Consider the following 24,841-nt stretch of genomic DNA (forward strand, 5'->3'; position numbering starts at 1 on the left):
CTGGGGCTGATGCGGCACCGTCGCCCCCGCCGAGGCGGGCGGCGGGACGCACCGGCCCGGCCGCTCGCGCCGGGCACGGCACGGGCTCCCCTCCGCGACGGCGGGAGCCCCCGCGGCAACCCCCGTGGCAGAGCCGGGCGCTCCCGGGACCGCCGCCGAGGCGGCGTTCGCTCCACGTCGTCCACGTCGGCATCACGCCACCTCCGCCCGGTCGGCCGCCATACCGGCCGCGTCCAGCAGGGCGGTGCCCACGATCAGATCGGCGCCGCCGAACTCCGGGTCGTCCAGCTCGGTGCCGTCGTCCACGGCGAACAGCAGCCGCTGCTCGCCCTGGCGGTAGGCGGTGCCGACCGGGGGGCTGGCGGCGTGGACCGCGAGGAGGGCGATCAGATAGGGCAGATCGGGGTCGCGGCGGCGGGCGTCGGCGAGCAGCCCGGACAGACGGCGCGGGGCGTCGGCGGGCAGCTCCAGCAACTCCATGGCCATCGCCAGCTGCTCCTCGCTGAAGCGGCTGTCGTCGGGGGTGGCGATGAGGTCCGGCTCGGGCATCTCCGCGCCGAGGTGCTCCCGCTCCACGGGCGGGGTGAGCAGCATCTCGACCAGGTCGCCCATCCGCACCGAGGTGGGGGTGCGCAGGCCCGTGCCGCGGGCGAAGAACGCGTCGGTGACCCGGCCCGCGCGCTCGACGGGGAGCGGGAGGACGGGGGCCAGCAGCTGGCCGTACAGGTCGTATCCGGAGCGCGGGGCGGGGGGTGCGAACGCTTGGCGGTCCTGCTCGGCGCGGAACAGCGGACCGGCCTCCAGCAGCCGGGACTGTAGCTGGGTGTGGCGCCGGATGCAGTCCTTGACTATGTCGACGAGCTCGGCGGCGCGCCGCTTGGGCTCGGGGTCCCCTGCGGAAGCGGCCTCGTCGCGCACCTTGCGGATGTTGGTGAGGATCGCGTTCTCATGGCGGTAGCGGTCGGCGACGTGGTCGAGCGCCTCGCTGATCAGATCGGGCACGGTGCTCAGCCAGTCGACGGCGCGGACGTTGCGCCGGGTGGCGTCGAGGGTGCGGCGCAGCGTCTCCGAGTACTGCACGGTGCGGTAGCGGGCCTGCTCGGCGGCGAGTTGGGCATCGGCCAGCCGGCCCCGGCTGATCAGGACCTCCAGCTTGACCTCGGCGGCGATCTGGGCGCTGGTGACATCCGTGTCGAGGGCGCCGACCAGGACGTTGACGGCCTCGTCGGTGGTGCGCAGATAGACGCTGCCGCCGGGGCCGGGCACCTCCTCGATCAGCTTGAAGTCGTAATCCCTGCGGACATACACCCCATCAGGTCCGAAAGTGCCGTAAACGGCACGGAAGCCGCGGTCCACACTGCCGACGTTGATCAGGTTCTCCAGCACCCAGCGGGCGACCCGGTCGTGCTCGGCGGCGGGGCGCCCGGGGGCCTGGGCCGCCACCCGGGGCAGCAGCCTGGCCACTATCTGCTCGTGGTCGGCGCCGGTGTCGAAGTCCATGTGGAGCGTGACGAGGTCGATGGCGGCCAGGGCGACCTCCGCCATCGCATAGACCCCGTACTCCCCCGCGAGGTTGGCCTTGCGCGCGTCCAGGTCGTGCAGCGGCGCGGTGCACGCGAGCGCGCGCAGCCGCCGGGCCAGACCCTCGTCGGCGGCCGGGCCGGGGGCCGGCCGGGCAGCCCCTTCGGCGGTGTTGAGCTGGGGCGCGGCGGCCCCCGGGGGTGGAGATGTCACGTCGCACAGAGTAGGCGCTCGCACCGACAACGTACGAAACGGCACGGAGATCCCGCTATGACACACCAGATCCCCCGCGCGCACACGCGCGTACACCGGCGCGTCCCCCGCACCTCACCGATCCGTCAGTCTACGGCTCACCGGCAGGTGGTCCGTCCAGGGCGAGCGCGGCGAAGGTGGCGAGCCAGTGGTCGCCGGTGAAGTCGCCGGAAACGGTGGCCGGGAGCCCGGCGGCCAGATGGTCACGTGCCGCCGTCCGCAGCACGTCCGCCCGCGGATCGCCGGGCGGCAGGGCGGCGGCCAGGCGGCGCAGCGCGGCGGCCCGGCTGAGGGTGAGGCCCAGGAGATGACCGATCTGCGGATCGCCGGGGTCGGAGACGACGGGCGGGGTGAGCACGGTGGCCGGCACACCCCATTCCAGGCCGGGGAGGAAGCGTTCCAGCCAGCGCGCGAACTCCTGCTCCGGCAGCACCCGGCACACCGCCTCGGCCTCGGTGAGCGCGGGCGAGAGGAAGTCCTGCCCGGAGGGCTCCCAGTGGACGGGGGCGTCGTGGTCGTCCGCGAACCAGCCGAGGACGGCCTCGGTGACCGGTTCGACGACCGTCTCGACGCCCGCGGCGGCCGCGCTGTCCAGGACCAGGCCGAGGGCGAAGGCGCTGTTGGTGTGGACACCGTGGCGCACCGGGTAGGTGGCACGTTCCAGCCATCCGCACAGCAGTGCGCGGACGGCGTCGGCGGCCGGTTCCAGGGCCTTCGCCCAGCGCTCGCCCGCGGGCCCCGGGAGGCTCCGGCATTCGGCGGTCAGCGCGAGCAGCCAGGCCCAGCCGTAAGGGCGCTCGAAGGAGGGACGGGCCCGCAGATACTCCGCCTCGACGGCGAGGGCATCGGCCGTGAGGTGCCCGTCCAGGACGGCGGTGACCTCGTCGGCGCGGACCCGGTCGGGGCAGCGGCCCAGCAGCCGGACCAGCAGCCAGTGCATATGGACCGAGGAGTGCCAGTCGTAGGAGCCGTAGAAGGCGGGGTGGCGTTGGCGCGGCTCCACCAGGTCCTCGGGTCCGCGCAGCAAATAGGCCGGGGCGTTGGGGTAGGCCCGGGTGACGTTGGCGGTGGCGAGGGCGGCGAACCGGGCCGCGTACCGGCCCAGTTCGCTCCGGCCCTCGTCCGGGCCGTTCGGCTCGTTCGGCTCGTTCAATGCGTTGCCCCCTCGGCGATGCGCGGATCGTTCCGGGTACTCAGGGCCGCCCCGATGATCGCCCGCAGCGCCTCGGCCGACACGGCGGCGGGCAGCGAGGGTTCGGCCCCGTCCACGACCTGTTCGGGAGCGTACGGGAGATGGATGAACCCGCCGCGCAGAGCGGGCCGCTCGGTGGCGATGAGATGGGCCAGGCCATAGAAGACGTGGTTGCACACGAAGGTTCCGGCCGTCTGGGAGACGGCGGCCGGGATCCCGGCCGCGCGGACGGCCGCGACGCACGCCTTGATGGGCAGGGGGGCGAAGTAGGCGGCCGGGCCGCCCTCCACGACCGGTTCGTCGATGGGCCGGCGCCCGGCGTTGTCGGGTATGCGGGCGTCGTCCACGTTGATCGCCACCCGCTCGACGGTGACACCGGGACGGCCGCCGGCCTGGCCCACGCACAGCACCAGTTCGGGGTCGGCCGCCGCCACCGCGGCGGCCAGCTCCTCGAGCGCGGTGCCGAAGACGCAGGCGAGCCGTACGGCCGTCACCTCGGTGCCGGGCGGCGGGTCGGCGGCGACGAGGGAGACGGCCTGCCACGACGGATTGACGGCCGAGTCCGCGAAGGGCTCGAAACCGGTGAGCAGCACTCGGGTCACAGCGGTCCCCTCAGAAGGCGAAGAGCGAGATGATGACGATGTTGCAGACCAGCAGCGCCCCGGCGGTGGGGAGCTGCGCCTTGATGGGGCCGTACTGGTCCTTGAGTTCGAGCAGGGCGGCGGGCACCAGGTTGAAGTTGGCGGCCATGGGGGTCACGAGCGTGCCGCAGAAACCGGCCAGCATGCCGACGGCGAGGACGAGGGGCGGGTCGCCGTGCATCTGCTGGATGAGCACGGGCCAGCCGATGGCGGCGGTCATCACCGGGAAGGCGGCGAAGGCGTTGCCCATGATGACGGTGAACAGGGCCATTCCGACGCAGTAGACCGCTACGGCGACGTACTTCTGGCCGTCCGGCAGCATCTGTTCGGTGATCTTGCCGACCTGTTCGCCGACCCCGGCCACCTGGAAGATGGAGCCGAGCACGGCGAGCAGCTGGGGCAGCAGCAGCGCCCAGCCCATGGACTCCAGCAGGTTCCGGCCGGCGTGCAGGGGCACGGCGGGACGCCGCTCGCGGACCACGGCCATGGCGACCGCCAGCCCGGCGATCGCGCCGAAGCCGAGGCCGAGGATGGTCTCGCTACCGGCCTCCAGGACCGGTTCGCCCCCGATGCGCCAGTGCTTGACGGCCGAGGCGCAGACGACCGCGACCAGCGGAATGGTGAGCGCCGGGACGAACAGCCTGCTGCCGAGCCGGGCCGCCGAGGCGGTCCGCTGCTCGGGGGTGGTGGTGCGCGGCACACCGCGCCCGGTGAGCTGGAAGCCGCCCAGGCAGACCATGGCGAGGACGGCGACTCCCAGCGGCTCGGCCGGGGCCTTCTTCTCCACCACCCAGCTGCTGTAGAAGAAGCATGCGCCGAGCAGCCCCCAGAAGGCGGCCGAGCCATGGCGCTTGGGGTTGCTGCGGTCGACGGCCATCTGTGCGGCCATGGCGAGGAAGACGGCGCCGACGAGCCAGTAGAACCACTCCGCCTTGATCATTTGGCTGCCTCCGCGGTGTGGCTGCCGTCGGCGGCGGACCGGCCGCCCGGGGCGGCGAGGTCGCGGTCCAGGGAGCGGTCCAGGCGCAGCAGCCGGAAGCCGTGGATGAGGAACGCGCAGACGGCGGTGGGGATGGCCCACAGCGCCAGCTGAAGCGGCTCCAGGTGGGTGTGGTAGGTGCTGTTGACGAATCCGGTGATCAGCAGGATCGAGCCGATGGCCAGGAAGCAGTCCTCGCCGAAGAACAGTCCGACCGTGTCGGCGCTGGAGGAGTACGAGCGGATCCGCTCCCGGATCCGCTCGGGCAGCGGGCCGTGGCGGCGCTCCGCGGCGCCCTCGGCCATCGGCGCGACCATGGGCCGCACGCTCTGGGCCGGGCCGCCGATGCTGGTGAGGCCGAGGGCGGCGGTGAGCTGGCGCAGCAGCAGGTAGAGGGCGAGGAACCGGCCGGTGGTGAGCTTGCCGAGCCGGCCGATGAGGGTACGGGCCTGTTCCTGGAGGCCGTTGCGCTCCAGGAGGCCGATGACGGGCAGGGTGATGACGAAGATCGTCACCGAGCGGCTGGAGGCGAAGCCGTCGCCGAAGGCCGCCAGGATCTGCTGGGGCGAGAGCTTGGCCAGCAGCCCGGTGGCGATGCCGGCGACCCCCACCACCAGCAACGGGTTGCGTCGTGTGGCGAATCCGACGATCACCACGAGGACGCCAAGGAGAACGATCATGCGTCCCGCCTTCCGCGCACAGGACCTCACAGGGGTGTGAGGAGGGTGCACCGGAGGCTAGGCGTTCGTTCAACGATCCGACAAGAGCTTGAAACCAACTTGTGTCCGCCCCGCCGGATCGTTTACCGCTGTGAAACCCCTACCGGCGGGACATCTTCCGCCCATAGGCGTCGGCCAACTGCCCCTGGGAATCGTCCAGATAGGAGGCGAGCAGCCGCTCCGCCTCCACCGCGTCCCCGCTCTGCAGCACTTCCAGGATCTGTCGGTTGCGCACCAGATAGGGGGCGTGGAAGCGGCGGGGGTCGGCCATGATGTGGAAGACCAGTCGCAGCTCGGCCAGCACTCCGCGCATCAGCTCGTCGGCGCGGGGGCTTCCGGCGAGGGAGACGATCGCCTGGTGGAAGCGGATATTGGCGGTGGACAGGTCCTGCCAGGCCCGGTCCTGGGCGGCGCGCTCGCCCGCCAGGACCGCCGCCTCGACCGCCTCCACCGCATGGGGCGGCTCCCCCAGGCCGCGCACCGCGGCGCATTCGACGAGCCGGCGCACGCGGTAGATGTCGTTGAGATCGTCGACGGTCAGGACGCGGACGAACACCCCGCGGTTGAGCTCGTGCACCAGCAGCCGCTCATGGGTGAGCAGGCGGAACGCCTCCCGGAGGGTGTTGCGCGAGACACCGAGCGCGCCGCCCACGCTGTCCTCGGACAGCCGGGTGCCGGGCGGGAAGAACCCCTCGGCGATACGGTCGCGCAGGATGTCCGCGACGCGCTCCGCCGTACTGGTGCGCCCCAGGAGTGCCCGGTCGGCCTCGAGCCCGGCGGCGAGGCCGGAGCCCCGGGGGTACTCCGCCGCGTCCGTCACCTCCGCCTCCCCGGCCCGATCCGACGGCCCGCCGGATCGGCGCTTCGCACCTTTTGCCCCGTTTGCCACATCAGCCCCTATTCGATGTCTCGTTCGTCCCGTATAGCGAGAAGTGAAGCCCAGAAACGGTCACCGGACAACATGCTTCTTGTCGGATCGTTCAACGATCGCTTACCTTGTGGTGCCATCCACAGCGCACCACCTGTCCCCCACGCCCGAACGGACGGATATGACCGCACCCTTGGCGAACCTGTCCATCGACACCATCGATCTCAACGCCGACCTCGGCGAGGGGTTCGGCCGCTGGCGGCTCACCGACGACGAGGCCCTGCTGTCCATCGTCACCAGCGCCAATGTCGCCTGCGGATTCCACGCCGGGGACCCCTCGACCATGCGCCGGGTGTGCGAGCTGGCCGCCGGGCGCGGGGTGCGCATCGGGGCCCAGGTCTCCTACCGGGACCTGGCCGGTTTCGGACGGCGCAGCATGGACGTCCCGCCGCGCGAGCTGACCGACGAGATCGCCTACCAGATCGGCGCGTTGGAGGTCTTCGCGCGTGCCGCCGGGGCGCGGGTGGACTACGTCAAACCGCACGGCGCCCTCTACAACCGCAGCGTGCACGACGAGGCCCAGGCCGCCGCCGTGGTCGAGGGCATACGGCTGGCGGCCGGCGGCCCGCTGCCGGTACTGGGGCTGCCCGGGTCCCGGCTGCACGAGGCGGCCCGCGCGGCCGGGCTGCCGGTGGTCGCCGAGGCGTTCGCCGACCGCGCCTACACCGCCGCCGGGACCCTCGTCCCGCGCGGTGAGCCCGGCGCCGTGGTCTCCGATCCGGACACGGTGGTCAAGCGGGCCCTCGGCTTCGCCCGTGACCGCGCGGTGACCTCGATCGACGGACAGCGGATCGAGGTGGACGTGCGCTCGCTGTGCGTCCACGGTGACACCCCCGGCGCCGCCGACCTCGCCCGCCGGGTGCGGGCCGAGCTGACCGCGGCCGGGGTGCGCGTGGCGGCGTTCGCATGACCATGAGGAGCCTGCCGGTGGGCGAGCACGGGCTGCTCGTCGAGCTCGACAGCGGCGAGGCGGCCGAGGCGCTCCACGCCGAACTGCTGCGCCGCGCCGCCGCGCGCCGGCTCCCCGCCGTACGGGAGATCGTGCCCGCCGCCCGCACCGTCTTCCTCGACGGGCTCGCCGACCCCGGGCGGCTCGCCGCCGAGCTGCCCGGCTGGCGGATACCGCCTCTGGACCGCGACGACAGCACCACCGTCGAGGTGCCCGTACGCTACGACGGGCCCGATCTGGCCGGGGTCGCGGAGCGGTGGGGGGTGACGCCCGAGGAGGCCGTACGGATTCACTCCGGCACCGAGTTCCGGGTGGCCTTCTGCGGCTTCGCGCCCGGTTTCGGCTATCTGACCGGGCTGCCCGAGCGGTTCCACGTGCCGCGCCACGCGACGCCGCGGACCCGGGTGCCGGTCGGCTCGGTGGCCCTCGCGGGGGCGTACACGGGCGTCTATCCGCGCTCGTCCCCCGGCGGCTGGCAGCTCATCGGCACCACGGACACCGTGCTGTGGGACACCGCACGGGAGCCGGCGGCGCTCTTCACCCCCGGCACCCGCGTCCGCTTCGTCCCGGAACCGGAACCAGGCCAGGCAGACGCGGTGGGCCAGGCGACCGCGGTGGGCCCGGCGGCCGCGGACCGGGGCACGGACACGGACCGGGGCACGGGTACGGCCCGGGACACGGACACGGCCCCGCGCTCGGCGTCGGAAGGGGCCGCACCATGACCGACAGCGCCTTCGTGGTCGTACGGCCGGGAGCCCTGACCACCGTCCAGGACCTGGGCCGCTTCGGCCACGCCCATCTCGGGGTGCCCCGCTCCGGGGCGCTCGACCAGCCCGCCCACCGGCTCGCCAACCGCCTGGTGGGCAACGCCGAAGGGGCCGCCACCCTGGAGACCACGCTGACCGGCTGTGCGGTGCGGCTGCGCCGGACGGCGACGGTCGCGGTCACCGGCGCGCCCTGCCCGGTGACGGTCGACGGCCGCCCCGCCGCGTGGGGCGCGGCCGTACGGGTACCCGCGGGCGCGCTCCTGGAGGCCGGGGCCGCCGCCCACGGGGTGCGCAGCTATGTGGCCTTCGACGGTGGTGTGGAGGCCGAGACGGTGCTCGGCAGCCGGTCCACGGACGTGCTCTCCGGGCTGGGTCCGGCACCGCTCGCGCACGACGCGGTGCTGCGGCTCGGCCCGCCGCGCGGTCCCGCGCCCGGTGTGGACGGGGTGCCGCATCGGGGCGCGGCCCGGGAGCTGGTGCTGCCCGTGGTGCTCGGCCCGCGCGACGACTGGTTCACCACGGCGGGCCTGCGCACCCTGGCCACCGGGGAGTTCCGGGTCTCGGCCGCGAGCAACCGGATCGGGCTGCGGACCGAGGGCCCCGCGCTGGAGCGGGCGAAGGACGGTGAGCTGGCCAGTGAGGGAATGGCGCTCGGCGCGCTCCAAGTGCCGCCGGACGGACGGCCCGTGCTCTTCCTGGCCGACCATCCGACGACCGGCGGCTACCCCGTCGTGGGGGTCGTACCGGAGCCGTATCTGGCCGCCGCCGCGCAGGCCGTCCCCGGCACCCCGGTGCGGTTCACCCCGCTGGGCCGGGTCTCCTGGCCGCCGTCTGCCCGGCGGGACGTCCCGGGCGACAGCACGGAGGGCGTCGCGGAGGGCGTCGCGGACCGGGGCTAGCGGGCGCGCCGGGCGCCGACCCGCTCCGTGCGCTGCGCCTTGCGGCGCAGTGCGCGGCGCTCCTCCTCACCGGTGCCGCCCCAGACCCCGTGGGTCACACCGGCCTCCAGCGCGTACTCCAGGCACTCCTGGATCACCGGACAACTGCGGCAGACCTCCTTGGCCCGCGCCTCCTGACGCTGGGCGGCCGGGCCCGCCACCCCGACCGGGAAGAACAACTCCGGGTCCTCGTGCGTGCATGCGGCCTTCTGCCACCAGGCCATGGCTGCCCCTTCCATGAACGACTGCCGTCAACGACGGCGCTGACGCCGCCCGCCGTCGGGCTCACCGCGCAGGGTTCGCGGGCGGGCGCCCAGGACCGAGCGGGCGCGTGCGTGCGGGCTGTGACAGGGGTCGGGTTACCGATCGCGGCGGCGGCAAACGACCCGAACGCGCCACGCCTCAGCCGGACTTCCCCGGCGGGCCGTAACCGCCGCCGCCCGGCGTGTGGACGACCAGGACGTCGCCCACCCCGACGTCCGCCGCGTCGCGGCCCGCCAGGTGGTCCACCGAACCGTCGGCGCGCTCGATCGCGTTCGCGCCCAGGGCGCCCGGTGCGCCGCCCGCCATGCCGTACGGGGCCACCCGGCGGTGGCCGGTCAGGAGGGCGACGGTCATCGGCTCCAGGAAGCGGATGCGGCGGGTGACGCCGTGGCCGCCGCGCCAGCGGCCGCGGCCGCCGCTGCCCCGGCGGATCGCGAAGCTCTCCACCCGCACCGGATAGCGCCACTCCAGCACCTCGGGGTCGGTCAGCCGCGAGTTGGTCATATGGGTCTGCACGGCGTCGGCGCCGTCGAAGCCGTCACCCGCGCCGGAACCGCTGGCGACCGTCTCGTAGTACTGGACGCGGTCATTGCCGAAGGTCACGTTGTTCATCGTGCCGGAGCCCTCGGCCTGGACGCCCAGGGCCGCGTACAGGGCGCCCGTGACGGCCTGGGAGGTCTCCACGTTCCCGGCGACCGTGGCGGCCGGGAAGACGGGCGCCAGCATGGAGCCCTCGGGGATGCGGACCTCAAGGGGCTTCAGGCAGCCGCTGTTGAGCGGGATGTCCTCGGCCACCAGCGTCCGGAAGACGTAGAGCACGGCCGCCATCACCACCGAGCTGGGCGCGTTGTCGTTGCCGGGGCGCTGGGGCGAGGTGCCGGTGAAGTCCAGTACGGCGCCGCGCGCCGCGCGGTCCACCGTAAGGGTGACGCGGATGACCGCCCCGCCGTCGGTCTCGTAGCGGTAGGAGCCGTCCCGGAGGCCCGCGACGATACGGCGCACCGACTCCTCCGCGTTGTCCTGGACGTGGCCCATATAGGCGTGCACCACGTCGAGCCCGAACTGCCCGATCATCCGCCGCAGTTCCTGGATGCCCTTCTCGTTGGCGGCGATCTGGGCGCGCAGATCGGCGAGGTTGGCGTCCGGGGCGCGGGACGGATACGGCCCGCCGGTCAGCAGTTCCCGCGTCTCGCGCTCGCGCAGCGCCCCGTCCCGCACCAGCAGCCAGTTGTCGAAGAGGACGCCCTCCTCCTGGACGGTGCGGCTGAAGGCGGGCATGGAGCCGGGGGTGATGCCGCCGATCTCGGCGTGGTGGCCGCGCGAGGCGACGAGGAAGAGCAGTTCGGTCCCCGTCTCGTCGAAGACCGGGGTGACGACGGTGACGTCCGGCAGATGGGTGCCTCCGTGGTACGGGTCGTTGATCGCGTACACATCGCCGGGCCGCATCGCGTCCCCGTTGCGCCGCAGTACCTCCTTGATGGACTCGCCCATGGAGCCCAGGTGCACCGGGATGTGCGGGGCGTTGGCGATCAGATTGCCCTCGGCGTCGAAGAGCGCGCAGGAGAAGTCGAGCCGCTCCTTGATGTTGACGGAGTGGGCGGTGTGCTCCAGGCGTACGCCCATCTGTTCGGCGATGGCCATGAAGAGGCTGTTGAAGACCTCCAGCATCACGGGGTCCACCTCGGTGCCGACCGCCGTGGTGCGCGGCCGGGGGCGGACCCGGGTGAGCAGCAGATGGCCGCGTTCGCCCATGGTGGCCCGCCAGCCGGGGTCGACCACCGTGGTGGCGTCCTCCTCGGCGATGATCGCGGGGCCGGTGACCTGGTCCGAGGGGTCCATACGGTCGCGTTCGTACAGCGCCGTACGGTGTCGGCGCCCTTCCGCGAACATCCTTACGGTCGTCACGGGGGTCAGCTCGCCCTCCCTGGGCGGCCGTTCCACGGCGTGGCCGCCGGTGGGACCCGACGCGCCCACCGCCTCGACCGACACCGCCTCGACGACGAGCGGCTTGTCCATGGTGAAGGCATAGCGCGTACGGTGCGCCCGGACGAACTCCTCGGCCATCGCGGGGGCGGAGTCCAGCGGGACGGGGAGGGCGGAATCGGTGCCCGCGTACCGCAGATGGACCCGGGCGACGGTGTCCAGGGTGTGCTCCGGGACGCCGTCCGCGAGCAGTTCGCCGCGGGCCCGGTCGGCCAGCCGCGCGCATACCTCACGCACCCGCGGCAGCGTCTCCTCGTTCAGCTCCGCCTCGACGGCCTGCTCGCGCATGGCGGTGGCGTCGGCCACGCCGATGCCGTACGCGGAGAGCACCCCCGCGAGCGGCGGCACGATCACCGTGTCGATGCCGAGCGCGTCGGCGACCGCGCAGGCGTGCTGGCCGCCCGCGCCGCCGAAGCTGGTGAGCGCGTAGCGGGTGACGTCGCGGCCGCGCTGCACGGAGATCTTCTTGACCGCGTTGGCCATGTTGAGCACCGCGATGTCCAGGAAGCCCGCCGCGACCTCCTCCGGTCCGCGCCGGTCGCCGGTCGCCGCCGCGATCTCCTCGGCGAGCGCGGCGAAGCGCTCCCGGACCGTCGCCGCGTCCAGGGGCTGGTCGGCGTGCGGGCCGAAGACCGCCGGGAAGTGGTCCGGCTGGATCCGGCCGAGCATCACATTGGCGTCGGTCACGGTCAGCGGGCCGCCGCGCCGGTAGCAGGCGGGGCCGGGCACGGCACCGGCCGAGTCCGGCCCCACGCGGTAGCGCCGGCCGTCGAAGTGGAGCACCGAACCGCCGCCCGCCGCCACGGTGTGGATGTTCATCATCGGGGCGCGCATCCGCACCCCGGCCACCTCGGTGCCGAAGACCCGCTCGAACTCGCCCGCGTAGTGCGAGACATCGGTCGAGGTGCCGCCCATGTCGAAGCCGATGACGCGGTCGTGGCCGGCCTCGCCCGAGGAGCGCGCCATGCCCACCACACCACCGGCCGGGCCGGACAGCACCGCGTCCTTGCCCCGGAAGTGCGTGGCCTCCCGCAGCCCGCCGTTGGACTGCATGAACATCAGCCGGATACCGCGCAGTTCGGCCGCCACGTCCTCCACATAGCGGCGCAGGATCGGCGAGAGATACGCGTCGACCACAGTGGTGTCGCCGCGTGACACCAGCTTCATCAGCGGGCTGACCTCGTGCGAGCAGCTCACCTGCGGAAAGCCGAGGTCGCGCGCCACCGCGGCGACCTCCTGTTCGTGCCCGGCGTGCCGATAGCCGTGCAGCAGGACGACGGCGGCGCTGCGGAAGCCGTCGCGGTGCGCGGTGCGCAGCGCCTCGGCGGCGGCGTCGAGGTCCAGGGGGCGCACGACGTCGCCATGGGCGTCCACCCGCTCGGGGATCTCCACGACCCGGTCGTACAGCGCCTCGGGCAGCAGGATCCGGCGGTCGAAGAGGCGGGGGCGGTTCTGGTACGCGATGCGCAGCGCGTCCCGGAAACCCTCGGTGACAACGAGGACGGTCGGCTCGCCCTTGCGTTCCAGCAGGGCGTTCGTGGCGACCGTGGTACCCATCTTGACGACGGCGATCCGCTCGGCCGGAACCGGTTCGCCGGGGCCGAGCCCCAGCGTCTGCCGGATCCCGGCGACGGCGGCGTCGGTATAGCGCTCGGGGTGGTGGGACAGCAGTTTACGGGTGACCAGGCGGCCGTCCGGACGTTTGCCGACCACGTCCGTGAAGGTTCCGCCCCGGTCGATCCAGAACTCCCAGCGACCCGTCACTCCGCCATTGTCGCAGCGTGCGGCGCACGTATCCGGCGCCCCAGCGGACGCGCAAGCGCGGACGGCAAGCCCAGCATCCGCCCGGGGTCGGGCAGGCAGGCGGTGAGCACCACAGCGCCATCGGCACGCAGCGCGCCGATCGTGCGGTCGAAAGCCTCGGCGACCCGGTGGATGTCGGAACGACACGCTGCGCGATTGGGCCGCCACACCAGCCGGTTCCGTACCAGCGCGGTCCCCCCGTGTGAGCGTCGGGTGCGCTCACCGCGCGCCGCCGGCCGTCTGGTGGGCGGAGGCCGCCGGGGCGGACGGGAGGGCGGTGGCCGGGGCCCGGCCACCGTCGGCGGACCGGACGCCCTCGGCGGACGCGTCATGGGCGGCCAGGAAGGAGGCCACCGCCGCGGGCCAGCCGTAGCGCTCGGCACGTGCCCGCGCCGCCGCGCGGCGGAGGGACTCCGAGCGGTCGAGGACGCGCTCGACGGCGTCCGCGAAGGCCGGTCCGCTGTCGGCGGCGGTCTCGCCCGCCGGGCCGACGATGTCCGGCAGCGCGGAGAGCGCGCTGACGACGACGGGCGAACCGCAGGCCAGAGCCTCCAGCGCCGCGAGGCCGAAGGTCTCCGCGGGGCCCGGCGCCAGTACGACATCGGCGCTCGCCTGGAGGGCGGCGAGCCGCGCCCGGTCCGCCACATGGCCGAGGAAGGCCGCCGGAAGCCCCTCGGCGCGGGCGCGGTCCTCCAGACGCGACCGCAGCGGACCGTCCCCCGCGACCACGAGCGCCGCCGAAACCCCCCGCCGCCGCAGCTCGGCGAGCGCGTCGAGCGCCCGGCCGGGCCGCTTCTCCGGCGAGAGCCGCGAGCACATGGCCAGGAGCACGGTGGCCTCGCCACGGTGGTGGTCCCGCAGCGCGGCATCGTGGTGGGACGGGTGGAAGTGGCCGAGATCCACGCCCAGAGGGGCGCGTACGACATTCCGTGCGCCGATCCGTACAAACTCGCGCGCCGCCCATTCGGTGGTGCAGACGATCCGCGAGTACGCCCGCGCGGTACGGCGGTTGAGCCGGTCCGCGGCTCCCCTGGCCGCCGCGTCCGGCACACCCCAGGTGCGCAGTACGGCGTCCGCGCTCTCGTGGGAGACCATCACGGCCGGTACGCGGGCGCGCCGCGCCCACTCCCCGGTCCAGCGGAGGGTGGTGCGGTCGGACACCTCGAGCCGGTCCGGTGCCAGGCCGTCGAGCAGCCGGGCCAGCCGCCGCCGGTCGGTCAGGACGCGATAGCCGCCGGTGCCGGGGATGGTCGGTCCGGGCAGCGTGATCACCCGTCCCTGGCGGGCGTGCTCGTCCGAGGCCCGTTCGCCCGGCACCACCAGCACGGCCTCGTGCCCGGCCGCCTGATAGCCGGCCCCGAGTTCGCGCAGCGCGGTGCGGAGGCCGCCGGAGGCGGGGGTGACGAAGTTGGCGAGCCGGACGATGCGCAGCCCCTGGTCGTCCCTCATGCTGTGTCCCCTTCACTCGCTTCTGCGCCCGCGCGGCGCAGCAGCGCGGGCATCGTCACCAACCGCGGCCCGGCGGCCGCCCGTGCGGCGCTCATGCCGCGACCGCCGTACGGGCCGCCAGCACCTCGCCGTAGTGGTCGATCAGCTGGTCGCCGATCGCCTCCCAGGTGCGGTCCTCGACCGCTTCCCGGCCGGCCCGTCCCAGCGTCGCGCGCAGTCTCGCGTCGGCCGCGAGGAGCGATACCGCGTCGCTCACCTCGGTCGCGTCCCCGGGCGGCACCAGCAGTCCGGTGCGTCCGTGGTCGACGAGGTCGAGCGGGCCGCCCGCCGCGGGGGCGACCACCGGGACGCCGCTGGCCTGGGCCTCCTGCACCGTCTGGCAGAAGGTCTCCTGCGGCCCGGTGTGGGCGAAGACGTCCAGGGACGCGAAGACGCGGGCCAGGTCGTCGCCGGTCCGGCGGCCGAGGAAGCGGGCCCTGGGCATCGCCGACCGCAGCGCGGGTTCGCTCGGTCCGTCCCCGACCACGACCACCTGGATGCCGGGGAGCTCGCTCAGCGGCGCGAGCAGTTCGACGCTCTTCTCCGGGGCGAGGCGGCCGATGTATCCGACGATCAGCTCACCGCCGGGGGCGAGGGAGCGGCGCAGCTCCGGGTCGCGGCGCGACGGGTGGAAGCGCTCGGTGTCGACCCCGCGCGGCCACAGCCGGACCCGCGGCACGCCGTGCTCGTCGAGGTCGCGGGCGGCGGCGGTGGAGGGGGCGAGGGTGCGGTCGGCGGCGGTGTGCACGGCGCGGATGCGCCGCCAGGCCGCGCTCTCGCCCGCGCCCAGGTACGTACGGGCGTAAGCGCCCAGGTCGGTCTGGTAGACGGCCACCGCCGGTATGCGCAGCCGGAGCGCGGCCGTCATCCCGCGCGCGCCCAGGACGAAGGGGCTGGCGAGGTGGACGACGTCGCTGTGGTGGGAGGTGATCGCGGCCGCGAGCCGCCGGCTGGGCAGCGCGACCCGCACCTGGGGATAGCCGGGCAGCGGGAGGGACGGGATGCGGACGACGGGGTACGGATGCGACCGGTCGAGCGCCCCTTGGCTCTCGGGTGGCCCGCCGGCCGGGGCGGGCGGTGGGCCTCCGGGAGGGCCTGCCGGGGCGATGACCAGGGGGTGATGGCCCCGGCGGTGCAGGTGGTCGGCGGTCTGCAGGGTGCAGTGGGCAACGCCGTTGATGTCGGGCGGGAAGGATTCAGTCACGATGGCGACACGCATACCGGTGTTGTCGGCGTCCGAAGGGTGGCCCCGGCATCGAGCACGTTTCGCGCCGTGGAACGTCCCATGAGCGTTGACCCTCGCGCTCCCCGGATGCCGCCCCGGAGCGCCGGCGAGGCCCCATCGAACCCGGACGAATCCCTCCGAAGCGGCGATCGGTCACACTGCGTTGACCCGCGATCGCGATAATGTCCCGTTCGAGCGAATCGTGGATACGGAAAGTGACGTGCCGCTCACTCCGCGGAGGGGGTGGCCGGCCGGGTCAGAAGCCCGGGGCCTCGGGGCCGATGCGGCTGCGGACCGCCGTTTGGACCTCGGCCTCCTCGGCCGGGTCGGCGGCCAGCCGGCGGAGTTGTTCGACGACGCGGGCGTCGGCGGTGGCGGCGTGCCGGGCGGCGAGTTCGCGGGTGCTCTCCTCGCAGTCCCAGAGGCATTCGACCGCGAAGCCCGCCGCGAAGGACGGATCAGTGGCGGCCAGTGCGCGGGCGGCGCGGCCGCGGAGGTGGGAGGAGGCCGTCTCCCGGTAGATGTGGCGCAGTACGGGCGCGGCGCAGGAGATGGCCAGGCGCCCGGCGCCGTCGACGAGCGTCCACAGGGTCTGGGCGTCCGGACCCTCGGCCCGGACCGTGCGGCGGAGGGCGGCGAGCACGAGCGGGGTGTCGTACTGTCCGCCGCGGCAGGCGAGCATCGCGGCCGCCGCGTCGCCGAGGGCGTCGGGGCGGTGGGCCCAGAGGCGGGCCCGGTCGAGGGCGGAGATACTGCGCATGCGTTCGAAGGCGGAGAGGGCCGTCTGGGAGACCAGCTCCGAGGCGTCCGGCTCGGTCACGGCCGCCTCGATCAGGTCGAGCACCTCCGGGTCGCCGGTCTCGGCGAGGTGCCGCAGCGCCGCGGCGCGGGCGGCGCCGGGGGCGGAGGCGGCGGCGGTGAGGAGCTCGGGCCGGTCCTCGGGGCCGGCGACAGCGGCCAGACAGCGGGCGGCCGCGTCGGGGCGGCGGGCGGCCGGCTTCAGATCGTGCTCCCGCTGGGCCCACAGCAGGATGTCGCGGACGCTCCAACCGGGCCGCGGCCCCGAGGGCCGCAGCTGCCGCTGCCAGCGGTCGAAGGCGCCCTGTTCCGCCGCCGCGCGCACCCGCGGCCCGTGGTGCGGATCGTCGGCCCACAGCCGCCAGGGGCGGGGCTCATAGGCGCCGCGTACGACGGCGGCCAGTGCGGCGTCGCCGTCGGGGGTCTCGGGGAAGTGGGCGAGGACGGCGGGGGCGAGGCCGCGCAGCCCGGTGTCGTCGTCGCGCAGGGCCAGCTCGTCCAGGGCCCATTCCCAGTTGCTGCCGGCCGCGGCGTAGCGGCGCAGCAGCCGCAGGGCGTCGGCCCGGCCGTAGGCGGCCAGGTGGCCGAGGACGGAGAGGGCGAGCCCGGTGCGCTCCTCGTCGTCGTTGATCAGGTCGTCGGGGTGGAACAGATGCTGTTCGATTTCGTCGAGTCCGGCGTCGAGGTCCAGACAGAGCCTGGCGTAATAGAGCGAACGATTCTCGACCTGCCAGTCGCGGCGGGGGTCGCGCAGCACACAGTGGTGCAGTGCCGCGAGCGCCTCGGCCCGCGGCGCGGCGAGGGCGTGCAGGGTCCCGTCGCCGCGGCCTCGCTGGAGGAGGCCGAGCAGGGTGCCGCTGGGCGCTATGTCTGGATCGAACATGAGGTCAGCATCCGGTGCGGGAGGTTCGCTGGCAACGGGATTTCCGTCGATCGGCATTCTTGCCGATGTCCTGGCGCCGTATGTCCGATGAACGGCGTGGGACTGAGGGATTCCCGAGCGCCGCAGCCTACCCGGAATCTCGCCTTCCGCCGACTCCCGGCCGATCCACCCCCGGAAGGCCATCGGCATATGCCATAAGCACCACCGGATCGGGTATTGCCAAACCGCTTACGGGATGTCGCAGCCTGTGCAAGAGTCGTAACCGGTCCCTCCCTCAAGACCCGGCCGCGCCGCGCCCGTATCGGAGAACGTCATGCCGTCCCCCCGCTCCGCGGACCATCCCGCCGTATCGCCTCCCCAGCGTGACACGGTGGACGCCCTGATCTCCCAGACGCGGCGGCTCCGCGGGGGGCTCGACGCCGTCCGCCGCGACACCGTGGCCGACCCGGGCGGTGCGGACGGCGCGCAGCTGCGCTGGCAGCGCGCGCTGTGCGAGCTGGCCGTCCACCAGCTGGACGATCTGGGCCGGCATCTGGGCGAGCTGCGCGAGGGACTGCCCGCCGATCACCCGGAGGCGGACCCGGGGACCGGAGCCGATGCGACGGCGGAGAACGCGGCCAAGGCCCCCGGTTCGCTGCTGAGCCGGGTCGGCAGCGCCGAGTGGAACCTGCTCACCGACGAGGTGACCTGGTCCGACGAGCTCTGCCGGATCTTCGGCCGCGACCCCGGGGACGGCGGGCTCACCCTCGACGAGCTGCCCTCCTGGGTCTTCGCCGAGGACCAGCCGATCCTGACCGCGATGGTCACCGACTGCCTCGTGGACGGAAAGCCGATCGACGGGGAATTCCGCGTCGTGCGCGCGGACGAGGTGGTGCGCACCATCCATATGGCGGGCGAGCCGGTGCTCGCCGCCGACGGCAGCACCGCCTCCATGTGGGCCGTGCTCCGGGACGTGAGCGAGCTGCGCCGCAGCGAGCGCGCGGTGCGCGAGAGCCGGGACACGCTGCGGCACCAGCAGCGGATCGCGCGGACCGAGCGCCGGCTGGCGGTGGAGGTGCAGGAGGCCGTGCTGCCGCCCTGGCGGGGGTCGCTCCGGCTGCCGGCCGGTGCCGGCTTCCCGGGCACCGGCCCGGCGGCCGACGGCGCCGCCCTCGACCTCGCCGCCCACTACCTCCCCTCCGAGTCCAGCGCCCAGATCGGCGGCGACTGGTACGACGCGCTCGAGCTGCCGGACGGGCGGACCCTGCTGAGCGTCGGCGGCCTCACCGGCCATGGGGTGAGCGCGACCTGCGGTATGGCGATGCTGCTGGGCGCGGTGCGCGGCATGGCGGTGGCCGGGATCGAACCGGGCCCGCTGATGGGGCGGCTCAATCAGCTGCTCGCCGTCTCCTCCCAGCCCGCACTGGTCGGCGCCGTCTGCGGACAGTACGACCCGCGCACCCGCACCCTGGTGTGGGCGCAGGCCGGACACCCCGCCCCGCTGCTCTTCCGCGACGGGACGGGGCGCCCGCTGCGCTCGCCCGGCGGCGTGCTGCTCGGCGCCACGACGGGCGCCGCGTACACCCAGGCCGAGGAGCGGCTGGAGCCGGGCGATCTGCTGGTGCTGCACACCGGCCGGCTGGCCAGGGACGCCGAGGGCGCCACCGAGCGGCTGCTCGCGCTCGCGCCACGGCTGACCGCCGCCCGTGGCACCCAGGAGTGCGTACGGACCGTGGCCGAGGCGTTCGGCGACGAGCCGCGCCGGAACGACGCCTGTGTGCTGGTCGCCAGGGTCACCGGAACCGGCTCGCCCGCATAGGGACGGACCGCGGCCGTCGAGTGCCCGTACCGTGTCGTCGCGTCCTCGTGAGGCGTGGCCGGGCCGCCGGCCCCGGTCCGGCGGGCCTTCCCGGCGGACCTCCGCCTGCCGGGGCCTAGACGGCCGCGCTCGTGGCGATGGAACCGGCACCTTTCAGCCCCGCGCCCCCCTTTCCCGCCCCCTTCGGCATCGTCTGCTGGATCTCCTCACGCAGCTCCCGGATCGCCGATGACGTGGCGTACCGCTCGGTGAGCCGGTACATCTCGCGCAGCCGGTCCCAGGTGCGGTGCGAGGAGTTCTGGTCGATCGTCAGCAGGGCCTGCCGGGCGTGGTGGTCGGCCTGCTCCGGATCGCCGCCGATGAAACAGGCCGAGGCGATGGAGATGTGGTCGAAGATCTGGGACCGCTGGCGCCCGCCCTCGCGCATCCGCAGCGCCTGCTTGGCATGGCTCTGGGCGATGGCCGCGACCCCCGGCTCGTGCTCGGCCAGGGTGCGGTAGACCAGCCCCTGCATTCCGTGCAGATCCGCCTCGTTGAACAGCTGCATCCAGCTCGGCGCCGGCTCGTCACCGCTGTCGGCGGCGAACAGCTCCTCCGCCTCGCCCAGGGCGCGGCGCACCGCCTGGCCCTGGCCCATCGACGCCCGCGCCCACGCCTCGATGGTGCGGAACATGGCCCGGGTGCGCGGCAGCGCCTCCTCCCCCGCACCGGACGTGGCCAGCTTCATCAGCTCCAGGGCGTCGTCCGGGCGGCCCAGGTGCACCATCTGCCGGGCGGCCCGGGAGAGCGCCTCGCTCGCCCGGGGCCGGTCGCCGCCCTCGCGGGCCGCGTGTGCCGCGATGACGAAGTACTTCTGGGCGGTCGGCTCCAGGCCGACGTCATGGGACATCCACCCCGCGAGCACCGCCAGATTGGCCGCCACCCCCCACAGTCTGCGCTGGAGACGCTCGGGGTGGCGGTAGGCGAGCATGCCGCCCACCTCGTTGAGCTGGCCGACCACGGCCTTGCGCTGGAGCCCGCCGCCGCGGGCCGCGTCCCAGGCGCGGAAGACTTCGACCGATGTCTCCAGGGCATCGATCTCCTGGGAGCCCACGGGGGCGGCCTCGTAGCGGTCGAAGCCCACGGGCTCGGCGGACAGGGGGTCGTCGGTACGGGGCGCGTCGATGGCGAGGGTGGGGTCGGAGAGCAGCCAGTCGCTCATGGCACCGGTGATGGCGGATCCTGCGGCGAGCGCGGCGCCCGCACCCACCAAGCCGCGTCGGTTGAACATAAGGTCCATTCCCGTGAATTCGGTGAGGACCTCGGCCGTGGACTCGGGCGGCCAGAACAGCCCGTCGGCGGACTGCCCCTTTCCGGCGCGTCCCCCTCGTCCGAACCCGAGATCCTCGATGGTCACGACTCGACCGAGGCGCTCGGTGAACAGGACCGCCAGCACCTTGGGCACGGGATCGCGCGGCGTCTCGCCGGTGTCGATCCAACGCCGCACCCGCGAGGTGTCGGTCGCCAGCTGCGGATGGCCCATGGCCGCCGCCTTCCGGTTCACGAGCCTCGCGAGTTCCCCCTTGGACCATCCGGCGAGGCCGAACAGGTCCGCAAGACGGGTGTTGGGTTCCCTCGTCACGTCAAGCCCCCAGGTTCCTCGGCTGACTTGACAGTAACGGTCCCGTCACGGGCCGTGCGACTATTCGCCAGGGTTCGCCAGGGTGCGCCAGATGGTGTGCCACCCGCGCGTGGGTGTGATGTAGGAGCGCGTTACCCGGCCCGGTGGCGACTCGAGCTGTACCGGCCGCATTCCCCAGGGTGCGGTCCCGTCCCCGGGGCCGGGTGCGTACGCAACTCGTCGGCACACGAAGGGATCTGTCTCGCCCATGTACGCAGCGTCGTCCTCCGTGTCCGCCCCGCCCCGGCCGTACCGGCGGCAGCTGCCCGGCACTGGGCCGTACCTCGATCCCGCCCCCGGCGGCCGGGCCCGGCGGACCGCCGCCAGCGGCCCCGTGCCGCCTCGCGGGAGACTCGACTTGTCCGGTCCACAGGGGGCGCAGCTGCGCACCGCGATCACCTCGGTCCACCGCATCTGTCCGGAGTTCAACCCGGTGCAGGTGCTGCGGCGCAGCGGACGGTCCGTGCTCCTGGTCGGCACCGCCGGGCGCGGCACCGCGGTGGCCAAGTGCCTGCTGGACCACTCCTCCGCGTGGGCCGAGCGGTTCCGCCGGGAGATAGCGATGTACCGGGCGTTCGTCCGTCAGCGCCCGCCGGTGCGGGTGCCCCGGCTGATCGCCGCCGACCCGGACAACTGCGCGCTGGTCATCGAGCGGATGCCCGGACGGATCGCGTCCGCGCAGCGCCATCCCACCGAGCCCCCGCCGCGCGCCGACCTGGGGGCGGTGCTGGGCGCGATGCACCGTGTCAACCAATGGCGGCCGCCCGCCGACGTGTTCGACGCCCCCATCGACTACGCCGCCCGGCTGGTCCGCTATCACGAGCTGGGCCTGCTGACCGACCGGGACATGGGCGATCTCCAGAAGCTGCTGCGCGGTGTCTCGCACGGCTCGGGGCGGCAGGCCCCGGCGCAGTTCTGCCATGGCGACGCCTTGTTGAGCAATGTCCTGCTGTCCCCCGCGGGCCCGGTGCTCCTCGACTGGGACCACGCGGGCTGGTATCTGCCCGGCTATGACCTGGCCACGCTGTGGACGGTGCTCGGCGACGCCCCCGTCACCCGGCGTCAGATCAGCCAGCTGGCACAGGCCGCGGGCCCGGCCGCGCGGGACTCCTTCCTGGTGAATCTGATGCTGGTGCTGACGCGGGAGATCCGCCAGTACGAGATGGCGGTGCAGCGCACCATGCGGGACCCCGCCCCCGTGGTGCCGGGCGCGGTCCCGGCCGGTGAGGAGCAGCGGCTGCTGCTGCGCCGGCTGCATGACGACTGCGCGCTGGCCCGGCGCGCGGTGCGGGCCGCGGTCGGCACCCGCTAGGCCGGGTGGCGGCCCGAGGGGCGCGTCACCGGTCTGGACCAGTGACGCGCCGCAGGCGGGCTGACATGCGAACATCCGTCTGGGTGACGGCGATTGACGCGGCGCCTGGCAGCGCATATCTCTAAGTGGCTCGGGTCGGCCCGGCCCGCTTGAGGAGGCTGCCATGCCAGGATCCGCACAGGACAGCGCCCACGACGCGAACGGAAACGCGTCCGGCCCCAGCCGGAGAGCCACTCTGCGGACCGCGGGAGCCGCGGCGTCCGCCGCCCTTCTGCTGCCGCTGGTCTCCGCGACGCCCGCCGCCCATGCCGACCAGCCGCGGGCCGACGGCGCTCCTGCCGGTGGTACTCCTGCCGACGGCGGCGCCCTCCAGCGGGCCTTCGCGGCCGCGGCCGCCGAGTATGCGGTTCCGCTCAGCGTGCTCCTGGGCGTCTCGTATCTTCAGTCGCGCTGGGACGGCCACCGCGGCGCGCCCAGCGTCACCGGCGGCTACGGCCCCATGCATCTCACCGACGCCCACACCGCCCTGCTCACCGCCCCGCACCACAGCCAGGGCACCGAGGACGCGCGTGGCGACCTCGCCCGGCCCCTGAAGGTCCCCGAGGCCACCGTCGCCGAGCCCCGGCAGCTGCCCGCCCGGCTGCGCACCCTCGGCCGGGCCGCGCAGCTCACCGGGCTGTCCGCGGAGGCGCTGCGCGGCGACGCGAGCGCCAATGTGCGCGGTGGCGCGGCCCTGCTGGCCGCCACGCAGAAGCGGCTGGGGCTGCCGCCGAGCGAGGACCCCGCCGACTGGTACGCGGCGGTGGCGGCCTACTGCGGCGCCGATGACGCCAGGGCCGCGGCCGTCTTCGCGGATGAGGTGTACGAGGTGATCCGCGGCGGTGCCGCGCGGACGACCGGGGACGGGGAGCGGGTCGCCCTCGACGCGGTGCCCGGTGTCACGCCGGACACCCGGCAGCTGCGGGCGCTCGGTCTGCCGTCCCGTGCGCGGGACCCGCGTGTCGAGGCCCCCGAGAACGTGTCCTGTGCGTGGATGCCGGCGCCCTACCAGGAGCTCGGCGACGGCGACTACGGCAATCACGACCTGGGCGACCGGCCCGCCTCGCAGTCCATCGACTACATCGTCATCCATGACACCGAAGGCTCCTGGGACACCACCATCAAGCTGGTCCAGGACCCCACCTATGTGTCCTGGCAGTACACCCTCCGCTCCTCCGACGGGCATATCGCCCAGCACGTGCCGCTCAAGGACGTCGCCTGGCACGCGGGCAACTGGTACGTCAACGCCAAGTCCATCGGTCTGGAGCACGAGGGCTTCGTGACCGCCCCGGACGCCTGGTACACGGAGGCGATGTACCGCTCCTCGGCGCGGCTGGTGCGCTATCTCGCCCAGCGGTTCGACATTCCGCTGGACCGCCAGCACATCCTGGGCCATGACAATGTGCCCGGCACCACCACCTCCACCATCAAGGGCATGCACACCGACCCCGGCCCCTACTGGGACTGGGCGCACTACTTCACCCTGCTCGGCGCGCCCTTCCGGCGCACCGCGGGCGCCTCGGGCGGCCTGGTCACCATCCGCCCCGACTACGACACCCACCAGCCCGTCTACACCGGCTGCGAGACGGCGGGCGAGCCGTGTGCCCCGCACGGCTCGGCCGCGGTGCGGCTGCACACCGCGCCGAGCGCGGACGCCCCGCTGGTCAAGGACATCGGGCTGCGCCCCGACGGCACCGACTCGACCACCGGGGTCAACGACACCGGCGCCCGCGCCAGCACCGGGCAGCAGTTCGCCCTCGCGGGGCGCGAGGGCGACTGGACGGCGATCTGGTACCTCGGCCGGCGGGCCTGGTTCCACAACCCCAAGCGGCGGCCCACGGCGGTGAGCGCCAAGGGGCTGGTGGTGACGCCCAGGGACGGGGTGGCGGAGGTTCCGGTGTACGGCCGCGCCTACCCGGAGAAGGAGGCGTATCCGGAGGGGGTGCCGGTGCAGTCGGTCTCGCCGCTGCCGTACAAGCTGCTGTCCGGGCAGTCCTATCCCCTGGGGCTGCGGACGCGGGGCGAGTATCTGTGGGCGATCACCTTCGACCAGGCCGGTCACAAGGTGGTGCGCGGCCAGGACGTGTACTACCAGATCCAGTTCGGGCACCGGGTGGCGTTCGTCCGGGCCGCGGATGTGACGGTCCGGCCATCCGGGACGTGACCCTGACGGGCCGTCGCCCCTCAGCGCTGCTGGAACATCTCCGCGGGCAGCGGCTTGAGCAGCCGGTACAGATCGTCGGTGATCGGCCGGTCCCAGCTGGCGATGGTGACGAGCACACCGTCGCTGCGGTCGAACTGGGAGCAGGAGATCCGGCCCTCGGAGAGCTTGATCCGGCGGACGATGAGGAGGTTGTCCTCGTGCATGACCGGGCTGTCCTCGGTGTCCACCACATGGACCGGTTCGTCGTTCCCGAGCGCCGCCAGCAGCTGTGTCACCTCGAACGGCGGCTGGCCCTCGGCCACCTCCCGGGCCGGGGATCCCTCCGGCAGATTGCCGATGATCATCGCCGGTCCGCGTCCGCCGAACAGGTCGTAGCGCAGGAAGACGCCCTGGCAGGTGCCGTCCGGAGCGGGCAGCAGCCCCGCCCCGAGATCGCCGGGCCAGTCTCCCGGGTCCATGGCGAGGACATCGAAGTCCGGCCCGGTGGGCGTGGCGGCGCTGCGGCGGCGGAGGAAGGACATGCGGACATGGTACGTGG

19 protein-coding genes are annotated in these 24,841 nt (G+C 73.9%); 6 read left to right on the forward strand and 13 right to left on the reverse strand.

Annotated elements, in window-relative coordinates; all coding sequences use genetic code 11:
• Positions 1–192: 192 nt before the first annotated feature.
• The 6 genes from N6H00_RS06325 to N6H00_RS06350 all read right to left on the reverse strand — a co-directional run bounded on the left by N6H00_RS06325 (position 193) and on the right by N6H00_RS06350 (position 6,124).
• On the reverse strand, positions 193–1,734 hold the full coding sequence (locus tag N6H00_RS06325) for a hypothetical protein (RefSeq protein WP_268970575.1): 1,542 nt from the start codon (positions 1,732–1,734) through the stop codon (positions 193–195).
• A gap of 130 nt (positions 1,735–1,864) precedes the next feature.
• Complete coding sequence (locus N6H00_RS06330) at positions 1,865–2,926, reverse strand: DUF2891 domain-containing protein (RefSeq protein WP_268970576.1); 1,062 nt, start codon at positions 2,924–2,926, stop codon at positions 1,865–1,867.
• Positions 2,923–3,567 carry a pyroglutamyl-peptidase I gene (gene pcp / locus N6H00_RS06335; protein WP_268970577.1) on the reverse strand — a complete coding sequence of 215 codons (645 nt, stop codon included), beginning with the start codon at positions 3,565–3,567 and terminating at the stop codon, positions 2,923–2,925. The genes N6H00_RS06330 and pcp overlap by 4 nt, the downstream gene beginning before the upstream one ends.
• A 10-nt stretch (positions 3,568–3,577) precedes the next feature.
• Entirely contained in the window at positions 3,578–4,546 is a 969-nt protein-coding gene (locus N6H00_RS06340) for a DUF979 domain-containing protein (protein WP_268970578.1), read from the reverse strand.
• Positions 4,543–5,265, reverse strand: a complete 723-nt coding sequence (locus N6H00_RS06345; RefSeq protein ID WP_268970579.1) for a DUF969 domain-containing protein — start codon at positions 5,263–5,265, stop codon at positions 4,543–4,545. Before N6H00_RS06345 ends, N6H00_RS06340 begins: the two co-directional genes overlap by 4 nt.
• Positions 5,266–5,404: 139 nt before the next feature.
• Entirely contained in the window at positions 5,405–6,124 is a 720-nt protein-coding gene (locus tag N6H00_RS06350) for a GntR family transcriptional regulator (RefSeq protein ID WP_268970580.1), read from the reverse strand.
• A gap of 229 nt (positions 6,125–6,353) precedes the next feature.
• On the opposite strand from N6H00_RS06350, the gene N6H00_RS06355 reads away from it, so the two are divergent.
• Genes N6H00_RS06355 through N6H00_RS06365 form a run of 3 tightly spaced genes read left to right on the forward strand, consistent with a single transcriptional unit; the run spans position 6,354 to position 8,847 of the window.
• Entirely contained in the window at positions 6,354–7,142 is a 789-nt protein-coding gene (locus tag N6H00_RS06355; protein WP_268970581.1) for a LamB/YcsF family protein, read from the forward strand.
• On the forward strand, positions 7,139–7,903 hold the full coding sequence (locus N6H00_RS06360; protein WP_268970583.1) for a 5-oxoprolinase subunit B family protein: 765 nt from the start codon (positions 7,139–7,141) through the stop codon (positions 7,901–7,903). Before N6H00_RS06355 ends, N6H00_RS06360 begins: the two co-directional genes overlap by 4 nt.
• Complete coding sequence (locus N6H00_RS06365; protein ID WP_268970584.1) at positions 7,900–8,847, forward strand: biotin-dependent carboxyltransferase family protein; 948 nt, start codon at positions 7,900–7,902, stop codon at positions 8,845–8,847. The genes N6H00_RS06360 and N6H00_RS06365 overlap by 4 nt, the downstream gene beginning before the upstream one ends.
• Here N6H00_RS06365 and N6H00_RS06370 read toward each other — a convergent pair.
• The 5 genes from N6H00_RS06370 to N6H00_RS06395 all read right to left on the reverse strand — a co-directional run bounded on the left by N6H00_RS06370 (position 8,844) and on the right by N6H00_RS06395 (position 17,330).
• Positions 8,844–9,110, reverse strand: coding sequence for a WhiB family transcriptional regulator (locus tag N6H00_RS06370; protein ID WP_268970585.1), 267 nt, complete (start codon positions 9,108–9,110; stop codon positions 8,844–8,846). The two genes, N6H00_RS06365 and N6H00_RS06370, sit on opposite strands and share 4 nt — an antisense overlap.
• 178 nt (positions 9,111–9,288) lie before the next feature.
• On the reverse strand, positions 9,289–12,897 hold the full coding sequence (locus N6H00_RS06375) for a hydantoinase B/oxoprolinase family protein (RefSeq protein ID WP_268970586.1): 3,609 nt from the start codon (positions 12,895–12,897) through the stop codon (positions 9,289–9,291).
• A 258-nt stretch (positions 12,898–13,155) separates the two neighbouring features.
• The gene (locus N6H00_RS06385; protein ID WP_268970587.1) at positions 13,156–14,385 is read right to left on the reverse strand and encodes a glycosyltransferase; all 1,230 of its coding nucleotides are present in this window, start codon (positions 14,383–14,385) and stop codon (positions 13,156–13,158) included.
• Between the two features lie 91 nt (positions 14,386–14,476).
• Positions 14,477–15,643, reverse strand: coding sequence for a glycosyltransferase family 4 protein (locus N6H00_RS06390; RefSeq protein ID WP_268970588.1), 1,167 nt, complete (start codon positions 15,641–15,643; stop codon positions 14,477–14,479).
• A 262-nt stretch (positions 15,644–15,905) separates the two neighbouring features.
• Complete coding sequence (locus tag N6H00_RS06395; RefSeq protein WP_268970589.1) at positions 15,906–17,330, reverse strand: HEAT repeat domain-containing protein; 1,425 nt, start codon at positions 17,328–17,330, stop codon at positions 15,906–15,908.
• Positions 17,331–17,643: 313 nt separating this feature from the next.
• On the opposite strand from N6H00_RS06395, the gene N6H00_RS06400 reads away from it, so the two are divergent.
• Entirely contained in the window at positions 17,644–19,128 is a 1,485-nt protein-coding gene (locus N6H00_RS06400; RefSeq protein WP_268970590.1) for a PP2C family protein-serine/threonine phosphatase, read from the forward strand.
• A gap of 115 nt (positions 19,129–19,243) precedes the next feature.
• On the opposite strand, the gene N6H00_RS06405 is transcribed toward N6H00_RS06400, so the two are convergent.
• Entirely contained in the window at positions 19,244–20,749 is a 1,506-nt protein-coding gene (locus N6H00_RS06405; protein WP_268970591.1) for a DNA-binding protein NsdB, read from the reverse strand.
• 247 nt (positions 20,750–20,996) lie between these two features.
• On the opposite strand from N6H00_RS06405, the gene N6H00_RS06410 reads away from it, so the two are divergent.
• Positions 20,997–22,100, forward strand: a complete 1,104-nt coding sequence (locus tag N6H00_RS06410; RefSeq protein ID WP_268970592.1) for an aminoglycoside phosphotransferase family protein — start codon at positions 20,997–20,999, stop codon at positions 22,098–22,100.
• A 163-nt stretch (positions 22,101–22,263) separates the two neighbouring features.
• A complete protein-coding gene (locus tag N6H00_RS06415) occupies positions 22,264–24,303 on the forward strand; it encodes an N-acetylmuramoyl-L-alanine amidase (protein ID WP_268970593.1) in 2,040 nt (679 codons plus the stop codon).
• 20 nt (positions 24,304–24,323) lie between these two features.
• On the opposite strand, the gene N6H00_RS06420 is transcribed toward N6H00_RS06415, so the two are convergent.
• On the reverse strand, positions 24,324–24,824 hold the full coding sequence (locus N6H00_RS06420; RefSeq protein WP_268970594.1) for a hypothetical protein: 501 nt from the start codon (positions 24,822–24,824) through the stop codon (positions 24,324–24,326).
• Positions 24,825–24,841 lie beyond the last annotated feature (17 nt).

The sequence above is a fragment of the Streptomyces sp. S465 genome, from assembly GCF_026898115.1.
Lineage (GTDB): Bacteria > Actinomycetota > Actinomycetes > Streptomycetales > Streptomycetaceae > Streptomyces > Streptomyces luomodiensis.

Coding starts and splice junctions, on each gene's coding strand:
- N6H00_RS06340 (WP_268970578.1), bottom strand. CDS start 4,546: ATGATCAAGGCGGAGTGGTTCTACTGGCTCGTCGGCGCCGTCTTCCTC.
- N6H00_RS06345 (WP_268970579.1), bottom strand. CDS start 5,265: ATGATCGTTCTCCTTGGCGTCCTCGTGGTGATCGTCGGATTCGCCACA.
- N6H00_RS06355 (WP_268970581.1), top strand. CDS start 6,354: ATGACCGCACCCTTGGCGAACCTGTCCATCGACACCATCGATCTCAAC.
- N6H00_RS06360 (WP_268970583.1), top strand. CDS start 7,139: ATGACCATGAGGAGCCTGCCGGTGGGCGAGCACGGGCTGCTCGTCGAG.
- N6H00_RS06365 (WP_268970584.1), top strand. CDS start 7,900: ATGACCGACAGCGCCTTCGTGGTCGTACGGCCGGGAGCCCTGACCACC.
- N6H00_RS06370 (WP_268970585.1), bottom strand. CDS start 9,110: ATGGCCTGGTGGCAGAAGGCCGCATGCACGCACGAGGACCCGGAGTTG.
- N6H00_RS06385 (WP_268970587.1), bottom strand. CDS start 14,385: ATGAGGGACGACCAGGGGCTGCGCATCGTCCGGCTCGCCAACTTCGTC.
- N6H00_RS06390 (WP_268970588.1), bottom strand. CDS start 15,643: ATGCGTGTCGCCATCGTGACTGAATCCTTCCCGCCCGACATCAACGGC.
- N6H00_RS06395 (WP_268970589.1), bottom strand. CDS start 17,330: ATGTTCGATCCAGACATAGCGCCCAGCGGCACCCTGCTCGGCCTCCTC.
- N6H00_RS06400 (WP_268970590.1), top strand. CDS start 17,644: ATGCCGTCCCCCCGCTCCGCGGACCATCCCGCCGTATCGCCTCCCCAG.
- N6H00_RS06410 (WP_268970592.1), top strand. CDS start 20,997: ATGTACGCAGCGTCGTCCTCCGTGTCCGCCCCGCCCCGGCCGTACCGG.
- N6H00_RS06415 (WP_268970593.1), top strand. CDS start 22,264: ATGCCAGGATCCGCACAGGACAGCGCCCACGACGCGAACGGAAACGCG.
- N6H00_RS06420 (WP_268970594.1), bottom strand. CDS start 24,824: ATGTCCTTCCTCCGCCGCCGCAGCGCCGCCACGCCCACCGGGCCGGAC.